This is a genomic window from Diaphorobacter ruginosibacter (assembly GCF_014395975.1).
GTDB classification, from domain to species: Bacteria; Pseudomonadota; Gammaproteobacteria; order Burkholderiales; family Burkholderiaceae_C; genus Diaphorobacter_A; species Diaphorobacter_A ruginosibacter.
The window spans coordinates 4,769,115-4,787,438 of sequence record NZ_CP060714.1 but is presented as its reverse complement, the minus strand read 5'-3'; the positions used below and the strand labels follow the sequence as shown (position 1 = coordinate 4,787,438).

Annotated in this window: 19 protein-coding genes; 6 read left to right on the top strand and 13 right to left on the bottom strand. The window is 55.7% G+C overall.

The genetic code is table 11. The features are described from left to right. Positions 1 to 13 precede the first annotated feature (13 nt). A complete protein-coding gene (locus tag H9K76_RS21575; RefSeq protein ID WP_187597305.1) occupies positions 14 to 574 on the top strand; it encodes a YaeQ family protein in 561 nt (186 codons plus the stop codon). 36 nt (positions 575 to 610) lie between these two features. On the opposite strand, the gene H9K76_RS21570 is transcribed toward H9K76_RS21575, so the two are convergent. Next, positions 611 to 925 (bottom strand): putative signal transducing protein, encoded by a 315-nt coding sequence (locus H9K76_RS21570; protein WP_187597304.1) that lies wholly within the window; start codon positions 923 to 925, stop codon positions 611 to 613. A 242-nt stretch (positions 926 to 1,167) separates the two neighbouring features. Beyond that, positions 1,168 to 1,587 carry a DUF3717 domain-containing protein gene (locus H9K76_RS21565; RefSeq protein WP_187597303.1) on the bottom strand — a complete coding sequence of 140 codons (420 nt, stop codon included), beginning with the start codon at positions 1,585 to 1,587 and terminating at the stop codon, positions 1,168 to 1,170. Between the two features lie 560 nt (positions 1,588 to 2,147). Here H9K76_RS21565 and H9K76_RS21560 point away from each other — a divergent pair. The 3 genes from H9K76_RS21560 (at position 2,148) to H9K76_RS21550 (ending at position 4,025) form a co-directional block, all read left to right on the top strand. Beyond that, positions 2,148 to 2,882: a TerC family protein gene (locus H9K76_RS21560; RefSeq protein WP_187597302.1), complete on the top strand. Its 735-nt coding sequence runs from the start codon at positions 2,148 to 2,150 to the stop codon at positions 2,880 to 2,882. 200 nt (positions 2,883 to 3,082) lie between these two features. Further along, a complete protein-coding gene (locus tag H9K76_RS21555; protein WP_187597301.1) occupies positions 3,083 to 3,607 on the top strand; it encodes a hypothetical protein in 525 nt (174 codons plus the stop codon). Positions 3,608 to 3,668: 61 nt separating this feature from the next. After that, on the top strand, positions 3,669 to 4,025 hold the full coding sequence (locus tag H9K76_RS21550; RefSeq protein WP_187597300.1) for a phage holin family protein: 357 nt from the start codon (positions 3,669 to 3,671) through the stop codon (positions 4,023 to 4,025). Here H9K76_RS21550 and H9K76_RS21545 read toward each other — a convergent pair. Beyond that, entirely contained in the window at positions 3,984 to 5,594 is a 1,611-nt protein-coding gene (locus tag H9K76_RS21545) for a M48 family metalloprotease (RefSeq protein WP_187597299.1), read from the bottom strand. The two genes, H9K76_RS21550 and H9K76_RS21545, sit on opposite strands and share 42 nt — an antisense overlap. Before the next feature lie 199 nt (positions 5,595 to 5,793). On the opposite strand from H9K76_RS21545, the gene moaC reads away from it, so the two are divergent. Continuing rightward, complete coding sequence (gene moaC, locus H9K76_RS21540) at positions 5,794 to 6,306, top strand: cyclic pyranopterin monophosphate synthase MoaC (protein ID WP_187597298.1); 513 nt, start codon at positions 5,794 to 5,796, stop codon at positions 6,304 to 6,306. A 62-nt stretch (positions 6,307 to 6,368) separates the two neighbouring features. Here the strand turns inward: moaC and H9K76_RS21535 are convergent, their stop codons facing one another. From H9K76_RS21535 to sucC, 10 genes are all read right to left on the bottom strand, one after another. Continuing rightward, the gene (locus H9K76_RS21535) at positions 6,369 to 7,928 is read right to left on the bottom strand and encodes a spermine/spermidine synthase domain-containing protein (RefSeq protein WP_187597297.1); all 1,560 of its coding nucleotides are present in this window, start codon (positions 7,926 to 7,928) and stop codon (positions 6,369 to 6,371) included. Next, complete coding sequence (locus H9K76_RS21530; RefSeq protein WP_187597296.1) at positions 7,925 to 8,566, bottom strand: spermidine synthase family protein; 642 nt, start codon at positions 8,564 to 8,566, stop codon at positions 7,925 to 7,927. The genes H9K76_RS21535 and H9K76_RS21530 overlap by 4 nt, the downstream gene beginning before the upstream one ends. A gap of 15 nt (positions 8,567 to 8,581) precedes the next feature. Next, the gene (locus H9K76_RS21525) at positions 8,582 to 10,315 is read right to left on the bottom strand and encodes a phosphoethanolamine transferase (RefSeq protein ID WP_187597295.1); all 1,734 of its coding nucleotides are present in this window, start codon (positions 10,313 to 10,315) and stop codon (positions 8,582 to 8,584) included. 60 nt (positions 10,316 to 10,375) lie between these two features. Further along, entirely contained in the window at positions 10,376 to 11,146 is a 771-nt protein-coding gene (locus tag H9K76_RS21520; RefSeq protein ID WP_187597294.1) for a hypothetical protein, read from the bottom strand. Between the two features lie 77 nt (positions 11,147 to 11,223). After that, a complete protein-coding gene (locus H9K76_RS21515) occupies positions 11,224 to 11,781 on the bottom strand; it encodes a pilin (RefSeq protein ID WP_187597293.1) in 558 nt (185 codons plus the stop codon). A gap of 273 nt (positions 11,782 to 12,054) precedes the next feature. Beyond that, positions 12,055 to 12,705, bottom strand: coding sequence for an FHA domain-containing protein (locus tag H9K76_RS21510; RefSeq protein WP_187597292.1), 651 nt, complete (start codon positions 12,703 to 12,705; stop codon positions 12,055 to 12,057). A 132-nt stretch (positions 12,706 to 12,837) separates the two neighbouring features. After that, positions 12,838 to 13,653, bottom strand: coding sequence for a Stp1/IreP family PP2C-type Ser/Thr phosphatase (locus tag H9K76_RS21505; protein WP_187597291.1), 816 nt, complete (start codon positions 13,651 to 13,653; stop codon positions 12,838 to 12,840). Between the two features lie 376 nt (positions 13,654 to 14,029). Then, entirely contained in the window at positions 14,030 to 14,719 is a 690-nt protein-coding gene (locus tag H9K76_RS21500; protein WP_187597290.1) for a TerC family protein, read from the bottom strand. Positions 14,720 to 14,890: 171 nt separating this feature from the next. Then, the gene (gene sucD / locus H9K76_RS21495; protein WP_187597289.1) at positions 14,891 to 15,787 is read right to left on the bottom strand and encodes a succinate--CoA ligase subunit alpha; all 897 of its coding nucleotides are present in this window, start codon (positions 15,785 to 15,787) and stop codon (positions 14,891 to 14,893) included. An 18-nt stretch (positions 15,788 to 15,805) separates the two neighbouring features. Further along, positions 15,806 to 16,966, bottom strand: a complete 1,161-nt coding sequence (gene sucC, locus H9K76_RS21490; RefSeq protein ID WP_187597288.1) for an ADP-forming succinate--CoA ligase subunit beta — start codon at positions 16,964 to 16,966, stop codon at positions 15,806 to 15,808. Positions 16,967 to 17,238: 272 nt separating this feature from the next. On the opposite strand from sucC, the gene argC reads away from it, so the two are divergent. Then, the gene (gene argC / locus H9K76_RS21485) at positions 17,239 to 18,171 is read left to right on the top strand and encodes an N-acetyl-gamma-glutamyl-phosphate reductase (protein ID WP_187597287.1); all 933 of its coding nucleotides are present in this window, start codon (positions 17,239 to 17,241) and stop codon (positions 18,169 to 18,171) included. Positions 18,172 to 18,324: the final 153 nt, after the last annotated feature.

The window sequence follows — 18,324 nt, the reverse complement described above, 5'->3', positions numbered from 1 at the left end:
GGCGTCACACAGCATGGCCCTCAAATCCACCATTTTCAAAGCCAATCTGTCGATAGCCGACATCGACAACAGCTACTACGCCGACCACGCGCTGACCCTCGCCCGTCACCCCAGCGAAACCGACGAGCGCATGATGATCCGCCTGGCGGCCCTGGCGCTCAACGCCTACCAGTTGCAGGCCACCTGCAACGGAGACGGCACGCTGGCTTTCGGAGCAGGCCTGTCCGACGTGGAGGACCCTGACGTGTCCCTCACCGACTTCACCGGCCGCAAGCGCCTGTGGATCGAGGTGGGCCAGCCCGAGGACAAGCCGCTGACCAAGGCCTGCAGCAAGACCGACGCGGTCATTGTCTATCCGTTCAATCACGCCTCGGAAATCTGGTGGAAGGGCATCGAGAGCAAGCTCTCGCGCCTCGACAAGGTGCAGGTCTGGCGCATTCCCACAGAAGCCTCCCAGCAGCTCGCGACACTGGCCGAGCGCAGCATGCAACTGCAGGCGACCATCCAGGAAGGCGCGCTCACGCTCAGCAGCCAACTGGGCAGCGTGCATTTCGAGCCGATCCGCTGGAAGTAGTGACCCCCGCCCGTGCAGCGCGGGCTGCCGCAGGGGCTACAGCGGCTGTCCCGCCTGCATGAAGCCGCCGCAGCTCCAGCATTGCTCGAACCCGCCCTCCACTGTCTCACCGCAGCGGCAACGCCAGCGACGCTGAGGGAGCCGCTCGAGGTCCTTTAGCAGCGTGCGCGCCGCAGGCTCATGCTCCTCGTATTCGAGCCAGATTTCGGGATGGCATTCGGCGGGCGGCATCAGTCCGTGCACGGACGCGAAGTGCTCGCGCAGCACCTTGGCGGGCAGGCCCGCCTCGCACAGCAGATCACACCAGATCCGGGCTTGCACAATGTCAGGGGCGGTCATGAGACGCAGCATGATGCACTCCACGATAGCCGTTTGTGCGGGCCGCGTAAACCACAAGCGCACCGCACCTGCTGCCCGGCATGCACTAGGGAACCTCCGCAAAACTCCCTGCCATCGTCTGAACGCGGCCTCGGGCGATCCGCGGCGTTGTCTTTTTCGTCAATAGCTACTGCTATTGCCTTCAAAAGACGCCTTGCGGCTCATCCCGATCCGCGTCCAGCCAATTGGCGAGGGTTTTGCAGAGGCTCCCTAGGCTATCCGCCGGCGCGCTCCTTGTAGCGGGTAAAGCGTAGCGCGGTGGCCTCGATCGTGATGCGCCGCCACACCGCGCGCTTTTGCACAGGAGTGAACTCCAGCCAGTTCTGCACCTCGCCGAAAGTGCGGCCACAGCCCTTGCAGGTGGCATCACCCTGGCTGGTCGAGCAGATCGCGATGCATGGCGTGTCCATCGTCGTCTCGTACCACTCGAGCCACGCAAACAGCGCGTCGGGCGGCATGGCGTCCTCGGCGATCGCATCGAGGCGCTGGTAGACCATCCGCGCGTACACCTCGGCCAGCGCAATCAGCTCGTCCGCCAGCGCTGCTCCAGCGTCGGCCGGCGCGCGCAGGCGCCAGTGATTGATGGCCGCTTCGATGTCGGTGATATGGATGGAGGTTTCGGTTGTACAGCTCATGAAGGGCCACGATGATAAGCCTTCGCGACGGCTTCCGCGGCCCTGCCTCCACAGCACCAAGGGTCATCCCCATTCACTGGAAAGCGACAGAAAAACCATAGCGCAACCTTGAGCCCTGGTGCGATCAGGCGGCCTGCGTTGTTCATGGACACCTTCAACATCTCGTACGTGGACGCTTGCACGGATGCCCGCAGATGTGTTCCAATCGCGGGATTGAAGGGGAGTAGCTCCCAACCCGAAATCCACTCCAACCAACGGGCAATTCACTCGCGGGAGTGTGCGTGGACAGCGGGCTCACGGTCTGTCGTCAGTACGAAGCGCAAGCTTCCGGCAGCCCGGGCACAGGTGAAATACAACGTCAATAGCCTGGCTGAGCAAGACCTTTGATGGCCCTGTCGGGCTGATCAAGGTTGGCTTGCGCCCTTCATGCCAAGCGCCCCTCGCGCGCTTGCACGGAACAGACAAGTTCTCCGCGATCGATCCGACAACCAATCAAGCCAGGTTCTGCACTACCATGTCACGGTGGAGCCGAGCCTTTGACCATTGACGTTGAGGACTTTATGGACTTTTTGACTTCGCCCGAATTCTGGGTCGCGCTGGGTCAGATCATCATCATCGACATCCTGCTGGGTGGCGACAATGCTGTGGTGATCGCACTGGCCTGCCGCAAGCTGCCGCCTGCGCAGCGAACCAAGGGCATCATCTGGGGCACCGCCGGTGCCATCATTCTGCGGGTCGTGCTGATCGCCTTTGCGATGACGCTGCTGAACCTGCCCTTCCTGAAATTCGTGGGCGCGATCCTGCTGGTGTGGATCGGCGTGAAGCTGCTGGCTCCCGACGAGGACGGACACGGCGAAGTTGCCGGAAGCGACAAGCTGCTGGCCGCGATCAAGACCATCATCGTCGCCGACCTGGTGATGAGCGTGGACAACGTGATCGCCATCGCCGGTGCAGCACAGAATGCAGGCGATCATTCGTTCCTGCTGGTGGTGCTGGGCCTGCTGATCTCGATCCCGATCATCGTCTGGGGCAGCCAACTGGTCATCAAGCTCATGGAGCGCTTCCCCATTATCATCACGGCCGGCGGCATGCTGCTGGGCTGGATCGCTGGCGGCATGCTCGTGACCGACCCCGTGTTCGCCAACCCCGACAAGTGGCAGTGGATGCTCAAGATCGCCCAGACCGACACCATCCGCTACGCTGCGAGCGTCGCGGGCGCCCTGTTGGTGCTGGTGATCGGCAAGGCCGTTCTGGCACGCCGCAAGCAAGGCGAAGGCGCCAGCGCCGCACACTGACCGAAGTGACATGGCTCCCTTCTCCGCCTGGGGAAAGGGAGCCCCTGGCGACATCGCGCCAATCCCCTGATTTCCAGTGCAAAAAGCACTGCAGGGGACATGCATCTGTATATTGCAGATGCAGAGCAATGCATTCTGGCGGACACGTGCATCGCACACGAAGCACGCATCCGCCTTCGCCGCAACTTCAAGGACGTCTCATGGACACCATCATCGTGTATGTCGACGACGCCGAGTACGCTCGGCAGATCATTCAACCGCTGGCCCATCAAGCCAGCGGCCAGGCGACGCAGTGGGTTCTGGTGGCGTGCGCTCCCCGCATGACGCATCGCATCAGCAAATGGGTGAGCCACAGCGCCCGCGAATCGTGGCGTGCCAAGTGGGCCGACAAGCTGTTCGCGCAGATGTTGCCCTGGGTGGCGGCAGAAGCCGGATCGCGGGCTCGCGTCGACACCGTTCTCGCCAAGGCACCGCTGCCCGATCTCGTGCTGCAGCTCCAGCAGCAGTACGGTGCGGGAGCGGAACTGGTCGATGCACGTCGCCCCAAGCAGGAAAACGCCATGGGCCTAGCCCCGCAACTACAGCAAGGGCAGGCAGAGCCCCAGGCCGATGCACCCACCGCGGCGCAACCCGTCCCGGTGATCATCAAGAAGCCCAGCCGCACCTGGGCCCTGCCCGGCACGCTCGCGGGCCTGTTCTGCATGATGTTCGTCGCGGTGGAGTGATCCCTTTGACAATGCACCGGCCGCTACTGCTGCCGTCACCGCCGGTGCTATTCTCCGGGGCATGAAACTCCTTCTCAAATGGCTGCTCAGCGCAGTCGCCCTGCTGTGCGTGGCCTACATCTACAGTGGCGTCGAAGTGCACAGCTTCACCAGCGCGCTGATCGCCGCCGCCGTCATCGGCCTGCTCAATACCATCGTGCGCCCGGTACTCATCGTGCTCACGTTGCCGGTCACGCTGGTCACGCTCGGGCTCTTCCTCTTCGTCATCAATGCGCTCATGTTCTGGGCCGCCGGCTCGCTGCTGGGCAACGGTTTCCAGGTGCACGGGTTCGGCGCCGCGCTGCTCGGCTCGCTGATCTACTCCGTGCTCAGCATGCTAATTGAGAGTGCGGTCAGCAGCCTGCTCCTTCAGAAGTGACTCCACTTCGCGCAGGCGCGTGTCGATGATCGAAGCATCGTAGAAGTCACCGCCACCCTTTCGTGCTAAGTCGCGCGCCATGTCCTGCCCCGCCTTGAAGCGATCGCGCGCCGCCGCGTAGTCACGATGACCCATCTGCGCCTCGGCCTCGGCGCGGACTGCGCGCAGTGGCTGGTCCTGCTGCCGCCAGACCTGGGCCAGGGCCTGCCATGCCCCCGCATCCGACGGATGCGTGGCCACCCAGGTCTGCAGCGCGCCCGTCATTTCGGCGCCACGCTGCAGCTTGAGCAGCACCTGGGTGCGCTCAAGCAGTTCCGGACGCCCCACGTCCGCCGTGATCTTCTGGCCTCCGGCATCGAGCTCCCGCAAGGCGGCCTGGGCATTGCCCGCCGCCATCTCTACCTCTGCGGCAAGCAGGTGCGCCTGGCGCCTCGCGGCCGCCATGCCTCCCGCACCGGCACCGTTTCCGCCCACCAGAGCCTTGAGCCTGCCGAGCGATTCGCGGGCCAGCGCATAGTCCTGCAGGTGCACGGCGCTCAAGGCCGCGGCATAGAGTGCGCCCACGCGCCGGTCCAGCGGCTTGGCCTCGAACGCCACATCCCGGGTCTCGTTGATGTACTGGCGCAGCACTTCCACACCAGGGCGCATCAGCACCCGCGCCCGGCCCACCATCATCAGATGCTCGAGCGATGCGGCTGGCTCCGCGACGTCGTCCTTGCCGAGCCGGGTGTGCATGTCGGCGATACGCTGCGAAGTCAGCGGATGGCTGCGCAGATACGGCCAGCTGCCGTTGTCGTTGATGCGGTTGGCCTGCTGCAGCTTGTCGAACATGCCCACGAAGCCTTGCGGCGCAAACCCGGCAGGCTTCATCAGCCCGAAGCCGATGCGATCCGCCTCGCGCTCCATGTCGCGCGAAAAATTCAACTGGTTCTGGGCGACCAGCGCCTGCCCGCCCATCATCATTGCAGCCCCCGCATCGGGACTGCGGCTCGCGGCCAGCGCGCCCAGCAGCATCGAGCCGATCATCAGCGGCGTGAGCTTGTCCTGCGCCGAGATCATGCGGGCAATGTGCCGCTGCGTCACGTGGCTCATTTCATGCGCCATCACCGAAGCCAGTTCATCGCGCGTGCCGGTCACGGCGATCAGGCCGAGGTACACGCCGAAATATCCCCCCGGCAACGCAAACGCATTCACCTGCTTGTCGCGCCCGAGCAGAATCTGCCACGCATAGCGCTCCTTCTGCTCCTCGGAGAGCTCGCCACGCGCCTCCGCCGCCTTCATGAGCGATGCCAGGATCGTGCTCATGTAGTCCGTCATCACGACATCGTCCAGATAGTCCGGATCGCGGTAGAGCTCCTTGATGATCTTGTCGCCCAGCTTGCGCTCCTGCGCCGTCGTCAGATCCTGCCCATCCCCCAGTGAAGGCAGCACCACGCCTTGCGCCGATGCTGCATGGACCTGCACGGTCGCCACCGCCGCAAACACCACCACCCGCACCGCGCGAGACAGGGCCGTGGGGGAATACAAAGAAGAGAGAAAACGAAGACCCCGATGGACGGGTGAATGCATGCGGCAGGGCATCAAACTCGGCACCTCGAGAAACGACAAAGGGCAAAGGGCAACAGACAAGGCAAGGACGCGAACCGCTCATTCAGGCCATGCAGCCTCGGCTGCGTCCAAGCCGTATGATTCCCCAAAGCATGCAATGGTTGCATGTCAATTGCAACCATACTGCGCCCCACACTGATTTTCATCCCCGGAGCCCGCCATGAGCCACAACGATTCCAACAACGATACCCCGCAGCAACAACAACAGACACTCACCCACTTTGACCAGCAAGGCCAGGCGCATATGGTGGATGTGGGAGGAAAACAGGCAACCCACCGAGTGGCAGTCGCGACAGGCGAGATTCGCATGCTGCCAGCCACCCTGGCATTGATTCAATCGGGGACCGCCAAAAAGGGAGATGTCCTGGGAATCGCCCGCATCGCGGGGATCATGGCGGCGAAGAAAACGAGTGATTTGATTCCACTGTGCCATCCGCTGGCACTGACGCGGGTGGCGGTTGAGTTTGAAATTCGGGAAGGGGATTCAGCGGTTCAGTGCACTGCGACAGCGGAGACCATGGGGCAGACGGGGGTGGAGATGGAAGCGCTGATGGCGGTGCAAGTGGCTTTGCTCACGATTTATGACATGTGCAAGGCTGTAGACCGGAGAATGATTATCTCATCTATAAGAGTTACAAATAAATATGGCGGTAAATCTGACATCCTTGAATAGGATCAAAAACTGGCATATTACCAATAATCCGATCACAAAAAAATCAAGACACACAATAATAATTAAAATTGAATTTTTCGACCATATTTATACTCCACGATCATATTATCATCGGTGATCATTTCTGGCATTCTATCCAGGCCAATTAAATCACCCTCTATTTTATAGAAGGGTTTTTTAGAAAATTCATATATTTTCTTTGTCTCAGGGGGAAACCCAGGCTTCCCATCAACCTCCACTCTACTCAGCACACCCCATGCATCTGAATTCTCTGCAGCACTAAAAGGATTCCAGTTTGCAGCATAGATAAAATTCTCATACCTTCTCGCCTGCTGAAAAACCTGTGTAGCAGTATAAAATGCGTCGATTGATCCCGTCGCATTGAAAGCAAGTACACCTTTATCAGTTAGATGTTTTCCAACCAACTCCATCATCTCCTTGGATAAGAGCATTGCAGCATTAGCTCTCCAATGCCAAGTTGTATTCATCAATATCAAGTCATATTTTTTTTCAGGATTAAATTTCAACCATCGTCGTGCGTCATCCACATGAACACTAACACGCGAATCCTGCAATGCTCTACGCTGCGGACCATACAATGCAGCCAACTCCAAATAGCCAGAGTTGATTTCTATTACATCAATAGCTTCCACCCCTGGGAATCCTTCCACGACGGTAAGCCAAGAACCGATAGAAAGCCCTAAAACTAGAATTCGCTTGGCATTAGGATTTAATACATGAAGAGCAAGGGGTCGCTCTAATCCATTGGAGTTCAATTCCAGATCAACATTTGTTTTTCCATCATATACATTCCCTCCGTACACCACATTATCAGTAATTCGTTGATTATTCTTGTTCAACGATTTTGCCTCTGTAATCGTAATAATCCCATGTCGCCCTTCATGAACTCTTATAACAGGTTGATCGTTTGTAATAGCAAATTTACTCACGAGCGAATGTGGGTCTTTCCAGTAGGTTTGAAGCAGAACTAGAGCGCCAATACTGCCAATTAACACAGGCAAAAGAGCCAATGATCTCCCTCCCCCTCTCCCAGAAAAAACAAAGAAAGTAACAATGGCAACTACAGCAATAAAAAATCCTAGCAATCCAAATATTTGTCCAATCGAGAAATAATCGAATAGTATATAACCCGTAACCAGGGGGCCCAATGCTGCCCCCAGAACATTCAACAAATATACTCTGGAGAAGTGCACTCCTTTGTTTGCCCCTCCCCCAAAATTGGCGGCAACACCCAAATGATGAGTAATGGGGAACAAGACGGCAAGGCTTGCAGCATTAATAACAATAATACAGGGAACAGCCAGATTATCAATTGCCGCAATCTGAGAATGATAAAACAACCAAGGAGAGACAATAACAATAGGAGAGGCAATTGCCAAAATCCAAATAATAGATTGCTTGATTGAAGAATTGCTCAACCTCCCACAAATACGCTTCCCAACTTCTGCACCAACAGCAATACCAATTAGATAAACAATTAAAACATAAGCAAAAGCCTTAGGGGTACTCATATTGGCATAACCATACAACCGCACCCATGCGATCTCCAGAGAAAGGCTTATAAAACCTGTAAAAAAACTAATAAAGCGTGCTGCATTCATCCCCGACCCCCAATCGTTTTCCTAGTTTCAAAACTATTAACATCCAGCCGAGCCGCCACTAGCACACACACAAAGCATAAAATATTAATTGACGCAGCTATTTTTGCACTATTATTCAATCCCCACATAGGGAATAGCACCCACGCAGATAACCAAGCACCCAAAGCTGCGCCCAAGGTATTAGAAAAGTACAGTTTCCCAACTGACACCCCAATATTTTCAAATGCATCATCAAAATATACAGTAAGGAGTGGCAATGTAGATCCCATTATCACCGTAGGCAGCAAAACGAGCAAGATCGCTGCCCCACTAACCATAGCATATGGCCAACCCAAGGCACCTAGAATTTGAAATCCACCAAAAATCAACGGACTGAATGCTCCAAATATTGAGAGGAGCAATTCCGCGTAGGCATAGATTACTAGTCTTTTTCTTGGAAATCTATCAGCCAGCCACCCTCCTACAGAGCCACCAATACCGATTCCCAACATAAATGAAGAGACAATAAGAGTCACGGAATCAATATCAACACCTAATCCTGTAAAAAGATAGCGCTGCCACACTAGCTGATATATCAATGCAGCACATCCAGACAAGAAGAACGTGACAAAAATTAGATTAAACGCAGCAATATTCATTTTGCTTACAGTGCCTTACTTCCCAATAAAACATGAATCTCTCTGTACTGCCGAAGAAAAATTGACTTCCCTCTGAGCTGGTGAAATAACCATTTGCGGAGTATTTTTATCTGTTCTATCAAAAAAGCTTTTAATACCAGACTCATCTTTACGCAATCCATCCACTCCTATCATTCTCACGATAGTTCCGAATACGGAGGAACTTGTGTAAATGCCATTGATATTTTTTTTAAGAGCGTGAAAAGCATCCCCGTTAACCTCTCGATATTGCTGACTAAGCCATATAATTACAGGGATCTCATACGCCTCTGCTCCAAAGCGATTTATATCAGTCGTACCACATGATTTGCTTGGTAAAGCCTGTCCATGATCTGAAACATAAATCATTACTGCCCGCCGCCCCTTTTCCTCGAGTTCCGCAATAACGCTTTCAACAAACTGATCTGTATAGGCAATACTATTCGCGTACGTTTGTGTTATTTCTTCACTCATAGGAAATGGGCCAAATCCAGAAGGGTATCGATGTAGAAATTGAAAATGACTTCCCAAAGTATGAAGAACAATAAAACTTTTCTCCCCCTCATTTAATGCAATAGTCATTGGATTCAATAACACATTATCGTAAGTTCCTTGCCTAGTAAAACTTGAAGGATTTAAGAATGCACGCTTATTTGCCTCTTCAGCGTAGGCTGCTATGATCCCATCATATTGACCAATAGCTGCTTGATTAGAGAACCATGCTGTTTCATAGCCAGCTTTTCCTGCCATTGAAACTATTGAAGGAGTCGCGTGTATATTAGCCTTGCCATCAGGCCAAATAAGGGGTTGGTTGGTTAAGATGGAAGGTACAGCTTGTCTAGTTGCTGTAGCCTGAGCAACTACGTTCCCAAAAATTAATAGCCCATCATCAAATTGTGCTCGTTTTGAGAGTCGAGGAGTTGTTTCAGGCGCCTCTTTATGAAATAGATGCCAAGCATTTCGAGAGGATGATTCACCAATCACAAGCACAATAACTTCAGGAGCATTCTCCTGCATCCTTAGTTTGATTTCAGGCTCTACAATTCCCTTTTTCTCCCGAGCCCAATTAACAACAGCTTTCGCTTTAAAGTAATGCGCAATAGATAATGGTAATTCATATGGGAATGCAGTTATGAGATCACTTTCAAACCCATTCCAGCGATCCTCTTCTATGAATTTATCGACTAAACCACCATGAATATTATTTCCCAAGGAAAATTCAGATGATTTCCCCAAAAAAATATATGGAATCAGCAGCATCAATACACTGAGGATGATGCATTTGATTCGCACTGAATTTTCCCATTGCCAATTCTTTCTACTCCAAAGAAAATAAAAGAATGCCAAGCATAATGCATTCCAAAAAAAGAATATCAGAATCCAGTATATAGACAGCGAAAGGAGAAGGCTTTTAATTTCCCCAGGACTGCTTGCTAAAGCAGTAGCGACAAGATTGGCTGTAATCGACGATCCTGTCAGTTCTCTTGCGGCCAAAGAAAATGGCATCCACCATAAAAAAAGTGACCAATTAACTACCCAAGCCATCCATGGCTTTGAAAATAAAGAGAGAAAAATAACACTTAACAACCCACATTTCAACACTCTCTCAAACAATTCAAAGAAATATGTTTCTGGATACTGAAAGCGTTCCCATGTGGATAAATTAGGAATATTCAGCAATATCACTACGAGCAAAAAAATTAGCCATTTTTTATTTTTTTTTACTGGCATGCTCATACTGATTAAACTATTCATGTAAATTATTAAAGACCAAATTATCTGATTAGATTCTCAGAGAAATCCATTTACCTCAGAAAATCCAATAACATTTGCTTTTTTGTCAAGGATAACGATTGCCCCATTTAATTCTCTCGAAGAAACCAACGGCAAATATGTAGCATCCTTTATTTCCACCCCCAAAGATTTCAATGATTTTCTTATAATATTTTTACTTTCTTCAGGACTTCGCGAGTAGAGATCATCCAGCCTTTTCATTTTTGACATCACGCTGGCCCTATCGCTATCGTACTCTTTCCACCAGTCAGGTCTAGCGCTTGGTTCAATCCCCCTCATCGACAATTCAATGCTCTTGATAAATTCATTCCCATCTTTGGGACTGCGCGTACTTAGTAGTATTGGCCCAGACCAAGGCAAAGAGCGATATTTCTCTAATGTCAAGGGTAGCAGATCTTTATCAATTTGAGCCGCCGAAACGGACACAAAACGATCCGATTCAAAAACTACAGCAACAGGGCGCGCAGCGGAAAGCACATATAATCCATAAGCAAGAGCGATGATCTGGATAATGAAAATCACACCAAAATCAGAACATAATTCTTTCTTGTTTTTTTTTGGATTAAATACAATGGCTGTAATAAGGGGGCCGCATAGAATATCAACGGTGATCAGTATCAGGAATAAATGTAGCCCTCCAGAAATTCTTAAGTATGGACTAGGAAACCAAAACATCAATGAAAATATCGCGATAGAGCTCGCAATAATTAAACTGATTCCCAAATGGACTAATGCTGCTTTACCAGCAGCCTTAAAACGATTATTCATAAAAAAAAAGGATTCCGGCAAATCGGAATCCTTTTATTCATTTATCTATTTACCCAGTCTCGCAACCAGGTGAAATATCAACGGCATTGCGCAGGCGCATACTTTGCGAGCAGTGAACCGGCTGTACCAGCTTGGCCAATTTGTGCTGTGGCGGCAGCGTTGGTCGACGATTGGCAGGACCAATCAACAGTACCGGAGGTGCCAGCAGCCAATGCTGTACCCAAACGGATACGTGTAGAGGTACCGTTATTGATCCAAGGAGTCAACACGAGTGTGTTCGCAGCATTACCAACACCAACAACTCCTGCGTTGTAGGTGATGGTGATTTCCCCAGCCGTCACTTGATCGCCAGCCACATCAGCCATCAACACGGTATTGACAAACTTAGAGGCGGCACCCGTGCTACTAGATTGCGCATTCCAAGTATCTTTGGTACGAGTGAGATCAGCAGGAGACGAAACATCAGACACGATCATCGCACGCGCCGGTTGTGCCAAATTCAAGCCTTCTGTCACGCGTGAACGCACGGTGTAGTCCTGATAAGCAGGCAGTGCCACAGCAGCCAGAATACCAATGATCGCCACAACGATCATCAATTCGATAAGGGTGAAACCCTTTTGGATAGTACGCTTCATAGTCAAGTTCTCCCCGGAGTGAATCATTAAGAAAGAAGGATCAGGAGACTTGAGGTGTACTCCGAGAGCCCCAAGCCTTGCATTATCTAAAGCACCAACCGTGCCAACTTTCGCCTAACACCGCGTGCCTCACGAAATGTAAATTCAACGTCTTTCAAGGGTGTCACACTCGTAACAATTGACAATTTTGTCCGAGCAGAAGTGTCACGACGAACAATTTCGGCACGAAAATTGTTATCAAATCCTTGATATTAATAGCTTTTATTGACTAATTCAGCGCTGAATGAACAGCATGGTCGTGCCCACGATCTCGATCTGGTCGCCGTCCTTGAGCTGAATGGGCTCGTCGCCGATGGCCTCGCCATTGAGGGTGGGGTGTTCGCCGCCTTCCACGTGGGCCAGCACGAAGCCGTGGTGGCGCTTGGTGATCGAGGCGATGGCCACGCCGGGCTTGCCGATGGTGGTGACGACCTTGAGCAGCGAGACCTGGCGGCCCGCAGCCGCGCCCGAGAGCACCTTCACGTCCGCCTGCAGCGGCGTGGCCGAGAGAGGCGCGGGGCGGGAGTGGGGAACCTTGGGCAGCGCCATGCCGGGCTTGAAGAGCATGGTCTTTTCATAGTCATGCGCGCCACTCGGCACTTCGTCGATGAAGCGGATCTTGTAGCGGCCCAGTTCAATGGTGTCGCCGCTACGCAGCTTCTGGCGCTTGACGGCCTTGCCGTTGACCTGCGTTCCGTTCGTGCTGTCCAGATCCTCGATTTCCACGTCGTCGCCCGTCATGTGGACCAGTGCGTGCTCGCCGCTGACGGCGAGGTTGTCGATGACTACGTCGTTGTACGGGCGACGGCCAAGGGTGGTGCGCTCCTTGGTAAGGGGCACTTCCTTGATGACCACTCCATCAACCGATACGACCATCTTGGGCATGATCTTTTCCTTCAGAATTATTGTCTGTTCAGCCAGAAATCCCTGCATGCGCGCACACTCCGCCATGGGGGCGAAGAGTCACTTGGCGGCAGTATGCCCCTGCAGTGACCTTCTTACTAGCAAAGATCGGGCTCAATATGAGCGCAGCAATCGCGAGACCAGGCCGGGCTTGATGGGTTTGTGTTTTTCGCCGGCGGTCTGGACCAGAACAACGCTGATGTTGTCCCTGCCGCCCATGGCGTTGGCGAGCTGAACCATGCGCTCCGCCCTGTCGGCAAGCGAGGTCGGTGCCCGTGCGAGGGCCGCGAGGTCATCGTCGCCGATCATGTCGGTCAAGCCGTCCGAGCAAAGGATGTACAGGTCCTGCGGCTCCACCGGGAATTCGTCGATGTCGATCTGAATCGATGGCTCGACGCCCAGCGCGCGTGTGACCAGGTTACCGTATTCGGATTCCTGGGCCTGCTGCTGCGTGAGCAGGCCGGCATCGATCTGTTCCTGCAGCCATGAATGGTCGCGCGTGAGTTGCTGCAGCGCCCCGTCGCGCAGGCGGTAGCAGCGCGAGTCGCCCAGGTGGGCCAGCAGCACGCGGTCACGCCGGAACAGCGCCACCACCACGGTGGTTCCCATTCCCATGTGCTGCGGCGTGGTGAGCGCTACTTCGAGAATGTTGCGGTTGGCGCCATTGATGCACAGGTACAGCAGCTCGCGCAACTCGGAGGGCGTGACGTCGGGGCCCAGTTCCTGGAGCATGCGGGCCGCATGCGAGTCCACATACTCGATGGCCATGGCGCTGGCCACCTCGCCCGAGTTGTAGCCCCCCATGCCATCCGCAAGAATGGCCATGCCCGAGACTTCGTTGACCCCTACCGCATCTTCATTGTTGGCGCGCACGCGTCCAACATCCGTCAATGCGACGAATTCATGGGAAGCGGTAGACCGATGAATCATGGTGGAGCAGCGGCTGCACCTTGGCAGCCCTGGAATGGCGATGATCTCGAGAGAAGAACTCCCGGCCCATGCCGCATCCGAACCGCCATGTGACGCCCCTTAAAAAAGGATGGTTGGGCGTAATGATAGACGACACAAAGAAACAAAGCGCAACTGATAGTATTTATTAACATTCGTCTGACAATTCAGGCACGCAAGCAGGCACACCCTTACCTCACCATGCGTGCAGTCCATTGTCGCGCTCGCGCAGCACCCAAGGGACGCCTGCCCCGAGATTCAATGAGCCATGGCAAAAAGGCAAGGCCCCCTTGCGGAGGCCTTGCCTTTGGAAAGATGCACCGCCGCAAGGCGGGCACACGGGGTGGCAGCAGATCGATCAGGCCGCAACCGTCTTCGATTCGTTGCGTGCCTTCACGAACTTGCCCACGGCCACCACGAGCACCGCACCGGCCGCCGCGGCCACATAGTGCAGCCAGGGGTGGGCCAGCGCATAGCCGTGCAGGATGTTGTCGTTGACGATGGTTTCACCGCCCACCCAGCCGATCAGCGCGGCGCCCAGCACCACGATGACGGGGAAGCGCTCCATCAGCTTGATCATCAGCGTGGAGCCGAAGATCACCAGCGGGATGCTGATGGCCAGGCCCAGGATCAGCAGCACCATGTTGCCCTGTGCTGTGGCAGCCACGGCAATCACGTTGTCCAGGCTCATGACCAGGTCGGCGATCAGGATGGTGCGCACGGCAGCCAGCATGCCGCTGTTGCCCTTGGACTCACCCTCTCCGTCCTCGTCGCCCGTCAGCAGCTGATAGCCGATCCACAGCAGCAGGCAGCCACCGACGATCTGCAGGAACGACAGCTCCAGCAGCTTGGCCGCGACCACGGTCAGCACGATGCGCAGCACCACGGCGGCGCCCGAGCCGATCATGATGGCCTTCTTCTGCTGTTCGGGGGGAAGCGAGCGGGCTGCAAGTGCAATGACAACGGCGTTGTCGCCCGAGAGAATGATGTTGATCCAGATGATCTTGACCAGCCCGATCCAGAAATCGGGCGTGCTGAGGAATTCCATTGTTACTCCGCTGTTATGAATTGAAACGCCAGCCTGAAAAACAGGCTGGCGTTTCTTTTTGGAGTTCGCAGTGTAGAAGGGCGCAAGGCCCTCGTCATGCGTATTAATGCGTAAGCATTTAAGGACTTTAGCCCGCAAACCCTTGCGAAATAAAGCCCAGATGCTACGAAATTATTTCAGCAGACCCTTGAGCAGGCGGCCCATTTCGGAAGGATTGCGTGTGATCGTGAAGCCACACTCTTCCATGATGGCCAGCTTGGCGTCTGCCGTGTCGGCACCGCCGGAGATCAGCGCGCCTGCGTGGCCCATGCGCTTGCCCGGAGGGGCTGTCACACCGGCGATGAAGCCGACGATCGGCTTCTTCATGTTGTCCTTGCACCAACGAGCGGCTTCCGCCTCGTCCGGGCCACCGATTTCACCGATCATGATGACGGCGTCGGTGTCTGGATCGTCGTTGAAAGCCTTCATCACGTCGATGTGCTTCAGGCCGTTGATCGGATCGCCACCGATACCGACGGCTGTCGACTGGCCAATGCCCAGCTCGGTCAGCTGCGCCACGGCTTCGTAGGTCAGCGTGCCGGAACGGGACACCACACCGATGCGGCCCTTCTTGTGGATGTGGCCGGGCATGATGCCGATCTTGATCTCGTCGGGCGTGATCAGGCCTGGGCAGTTGGGGCCCAGCAGCAGGGTCTTCTTGCCGCCTGCGGCTTCCTTGGCGCGCATCTTGTTGCGCACTTCCAGCATGTCGCGGACCGGAATGCCTTCCGTGATGCAGATCGCCAGGTCGAGGTCGGCTTCAACGGCTTCCCAGATGGCGGCTGCAGCACCTGCCGGTGGAACGTAGATCACGGAAACGGTCGCACCGGTTTCCTTGGCGGCGTCCTTCACGGAACCGAAGATTGGGATGTCGAAAATCTTCTCGCCAGCCTTCTTGGGGTTCACGCCAGCGACGAAGCAGTTCTTGCCGTTCGCGTATTCCTGGCACTTTTCAGTGTGGAACTGGCCTGTCTTGCCCGTAATGCCTTGGGTGATGACGCGTGTGTCTTTGTTGATGTAGATAGACATGGTGTTTCTCTCCAGGGCTTACTTGACGGCAGCGACGATCTTCGTGGCCGCTTCGGCCATCGTGTCTGCGGAGATGATCGGCAGGCCGGATTCGGCCAGCATCTTCTTGCCCAGCTCTTCGTTCGTGCCCTTCATGCGCACGACCAGCGGCACTTGCAGGTTCACGGCCTTGCAGGCAGTGATCACGCCGGTGGCGATGGTGTCGCACTTCATGATGCCGCCGAAGATGTTGACCAGGATGCCCTTGACCTTGGGGTTCTTGAGCATGATCTTGAAGGCTTCGGTGACCTTCTCGGGAGTGGCGCCGCCGCCCACGTCCAGGAAGTTGGCCGGCTCGCCGCCGAACAGCTTGATGGTGTCCATGGTGGCCATGGCCAGACCGGCGCCGTTCACCAGGCAGCCGATGTTGCCGTCGAGGGAGATGTAGGCCAGGTCGAACTTGGAGGCTTCGATCTCGGCAGGATCTTCTTCGTCCAGGTCGCGCAGGGCCACGATTTCTGGGTGGCGGAACAGGGCGTTGGAGTCGAAGTTGAACTTGGCGTCCAGGGCGATGATGTTGCCCTTGGAGTCGCGGTTCAGCGGGTTGATCTCAACCAGCGAAGCGTCGGTGTCCATGTAGCACTTGTAGAGCTTCTGGCAGATGTCGATGAACTGGGCCATCGAATCGGCAGGCATGCCGATGCCCTTGCCCAGCTCTTCGCCGTTGGCCTGGGTGAAGCCGACGAGCGGGTCCACGAACACGGTGATGATCTTTTCGGGAGTGGAGTGCGCCACTTCCTCGATGTCCATGCCGCCTTCGCTCGAAGCGATGAACGCAACCTTCTGGGTTGCGCGGTCGGTCACGGCGGACAGGTAGTATTCCTTCTGGATGTCGGCGCCGTCTTCGATGTACAGGCGGCGAACCTTCTGGCCTTCAGGGCCGGTCTGGTGCGTGATCAGCTGCATGCCCAGGATCTGGCCGGCCAGTGCCTTCACGTCGTCGATGGTCTTCGCGACCTTCACGCCGCCGCCCTTGCCGCGGCCACCAGCGTGGATCTGCGCCTTCACGACCCAGACCGGGCCGCCCAGCTTCTGAGCTGCTTCGACAGCTTCCTGAACGGTGAATGCAGGGATGCCGCGGGGGACGGGCACACCGAAACTACGCAAGATTTCCTTGCCTTGGTACTCGTGAATCTTCATGAGGTGTCTCTCGGAGAAGTGGTTGGTGCCCGACCGCCAATCAGGATTGCGGACTCAACCTCCGCGGATCGCGCGATCCGCCCCAACGCCCGTCACTCTGGAGTGATAGAAACACGTTGTCGGTTGAGTCAGCGGCTCCTGAAAAGGGTGCCTGGCCGCGGGCTCTATCAGCATGGCAACTAATAAATGTATCATGTTGCGGCGCACCAATAATGTGGATATAACTTATCCCTCTATCAGCCTTTCATATTGCAGGCCCCCTGGAGAACATCATGGCAAAAGTCTTTATCGATGGCGAAGCTGGCACGACCGGACTGCAGATCCGCGAGCGTCTGCAAGCCATGCCGCAAGTCGAGCTGGTGAGCATCGCCCCCGAATTGCGCAAGGACCCCGCCGCCAAGCGCGCTCTGATCGAAGGCATCGATCTGGTCGTGCTGTGCCTGCATGACGATGCAGCCCGCGAATCCGTGGCGCTGGTCGACGACGTTACCCGCACGACGGGCAAGGCCATCAAGATCATCGACGCCTCGACCGCCCACCGCGTGACCGAGGGCTGGACCTTCGGCTTTCCGGAACTCGCTCCCGGCCAGGCCGACGCCGTGCGCAACGCGACGCGCGTGGCCAATCCCGGCTGCTACGCCACGGGCGCCATCGCCCTGCTGCGCCCGCTGGTCGACGCCGGCCTGCTGCCCGCCGACTATCCGGTCGCGCTGCCCTCGGTGAGCGGCTACTCCGGCGGCGGCCGCACGATGATCGAAGCCTACGAGCAAGGCGATGCCGCTCCGTTCGAGCTGTACGCGCTGGGCCTCTCGCACAAGCACATCCCCGAGATCATGAAGTACACGGGCATGTCGCGCCGTCCGATCTTCGTACCCTCGGTCGGCAACTTCCCGCAAGGCATGCTCGTGCAACTGCCGCTGCACCTCGACACCCTGCCGGGCTCGCCCAAGGTGGCCGACCTGCACGAGGCGCTGGCCGCCCACTATGCAAAGACCGACACGCCCGACCACTGGGTGCAGGTCCTGCCCGCCACCGAAGACGGCAAGCTCGACGCCGTGGCGCTCAAGGACACCAACAAGCTCGAGATCCGCGTCTACGGCAGCGACAGCTACAGGCACGCAGTGCTCATCGCGCGCCTGGACAACCTCGGCAAGGGTGCCAGCGGCGCTGCCGTGCAGAACATGAAGCTGATGCTGGGCCTCTGAGTCCAGCGCAAACGCAATCCCGCTCTCGAAGCCGCCTGGGTGACACTCAGGCGGCTTTTTTGATGGTTCATCACGGATGGCCGGGATAGGCAGAGGCACCTCAAAACGAATACTCTCACCGCAAGAGCCAGACGTCCATTCGTCACCCGCCTC

Coding starts and splice junctions, on each gene's coding strand:
- H9K76_RS21510 (WP_187597292.1), bottom strand. CDS start 12,705: ATGCCCAAGATGGTCGTATCGGTTGATGGAGTGGTCATCAAGGAAGTG.
- H9K76_RS21525 (WP_187597295.1), bottom strand. CDS start 10,315: ATGCCAGTAAAAAAAAATAAAAAATGGCTAATTTTTTTGCTCGTAGTG.
- H9K76_RS21520 (WP_187597294.1), bottom strand. CDS start 11,146: ATGAATAATCGTTTTAAGGCTGCTGGTAAAGCAGCATTAGTCCATTTG.
- H9K76_RS21555 (WP_187597301.1), top strand. CDS start 3,083: ATGGACACCATCATCGTGTATGTCGACGACGCCGAGTACGCTCGGCAG.
- H9K76_RS21530 (WP_187597296.1), bottom strand. CDS start 8,566: ATGAATATTGCTGCGTTTAATCTAATTTTTGTCACGTTCTTCTTGTCT.
- H9K76_RS21560 (WP_187597302.1), top strand. CDS start 2,148: ATGGACTTTTTGACTTCGCCCGAATTCTGGGTCGCGCTGGGTCAGATC.
- moaC (WP_187597298.1), top strand. CDS start 5,794: ATGAGCCACAACGATTCCAACAACGATACCCCGCAGCAACAACAACAG.
- H9K76_RS21505 (WP_187597291.1), bottom strand. CDS start 13,653: ATGATTCATCGGTCTACCGCTTCCCATGAATTCGTCGCATTGACGGAT.
- sucD (WP_187597289.1), bottom strand. CDS start 15,787: ATGTCTATCTACATCAACAAAGACACACGCGTCATCACCCAAGGCATT.
- H9K76_RS21550 (WP_187597300.1), top strand. CDS start 3,669: ATGAAACTCCTTCTCAAATGGCTGCTCAGCGCAGTCGCCCTGCTGTGC.
- H9K76_RS21570 (WP_187597304.1), bottom strand. CDS start 925: ATGCTGCGTCTCATGACCGCCCCTGACATTGTGCAAGCCCGGATCTGG.
- H9K76_RS21545 (WP_187597299.1), bottom strand. CDS start 5,594: ATGCATTCACCCGTCCATCGGGGTCTTCGTTTTCTCTCTTCTTTGTAT.
- H9K76_RS21500 (WP_187597290.1), bottom strand. CDS start 14,719: ATGGAATTCCTCAGCACGCCCGATTTCTGGATCGGGCTGGTCAAGATC.
- argC (WP_187597287.1), top strand. CDS start 17,239: ATGGCAAAAGTCTTTATCGATGGCGAAGCTGGCACGACCGGACTGCAG.
- sucC (WP_187597288.1), bottom strand. CDS start 16,966: ATGAAGATTCACGAGTACCAAGGCAAGGAAATCTTGCGTAGTTTCGGT.
- H9K76_RS21575 (WP_187597305.1), top strand. CDS start 14: ATGGCCCTCAAATCCACCATTTTCAAAGCCAATCTGTCGATAGCCGAC.
- H9K76_RS21515 (WP_187597293.1), bottom strand. CDS start 11,781: ATGAAGCGTACTATCCAAAAGGGTTTCACCCTTATCGAATTGATGATC.
- H9K76_RS21535 (WP_187597297.1), bottom strand. CDS start 7,928: ATGAATGCAGCACGCTTTATTAGTTTTTTTACAGGTTTTATAAGCCTT.
- H9K76_RS21565 (WP_187597303.1), bottom strand. CDS start 1,587: ATGAGCTGTACAACCGAAACCTCCATCCATATCACCGACATCGAAGCG.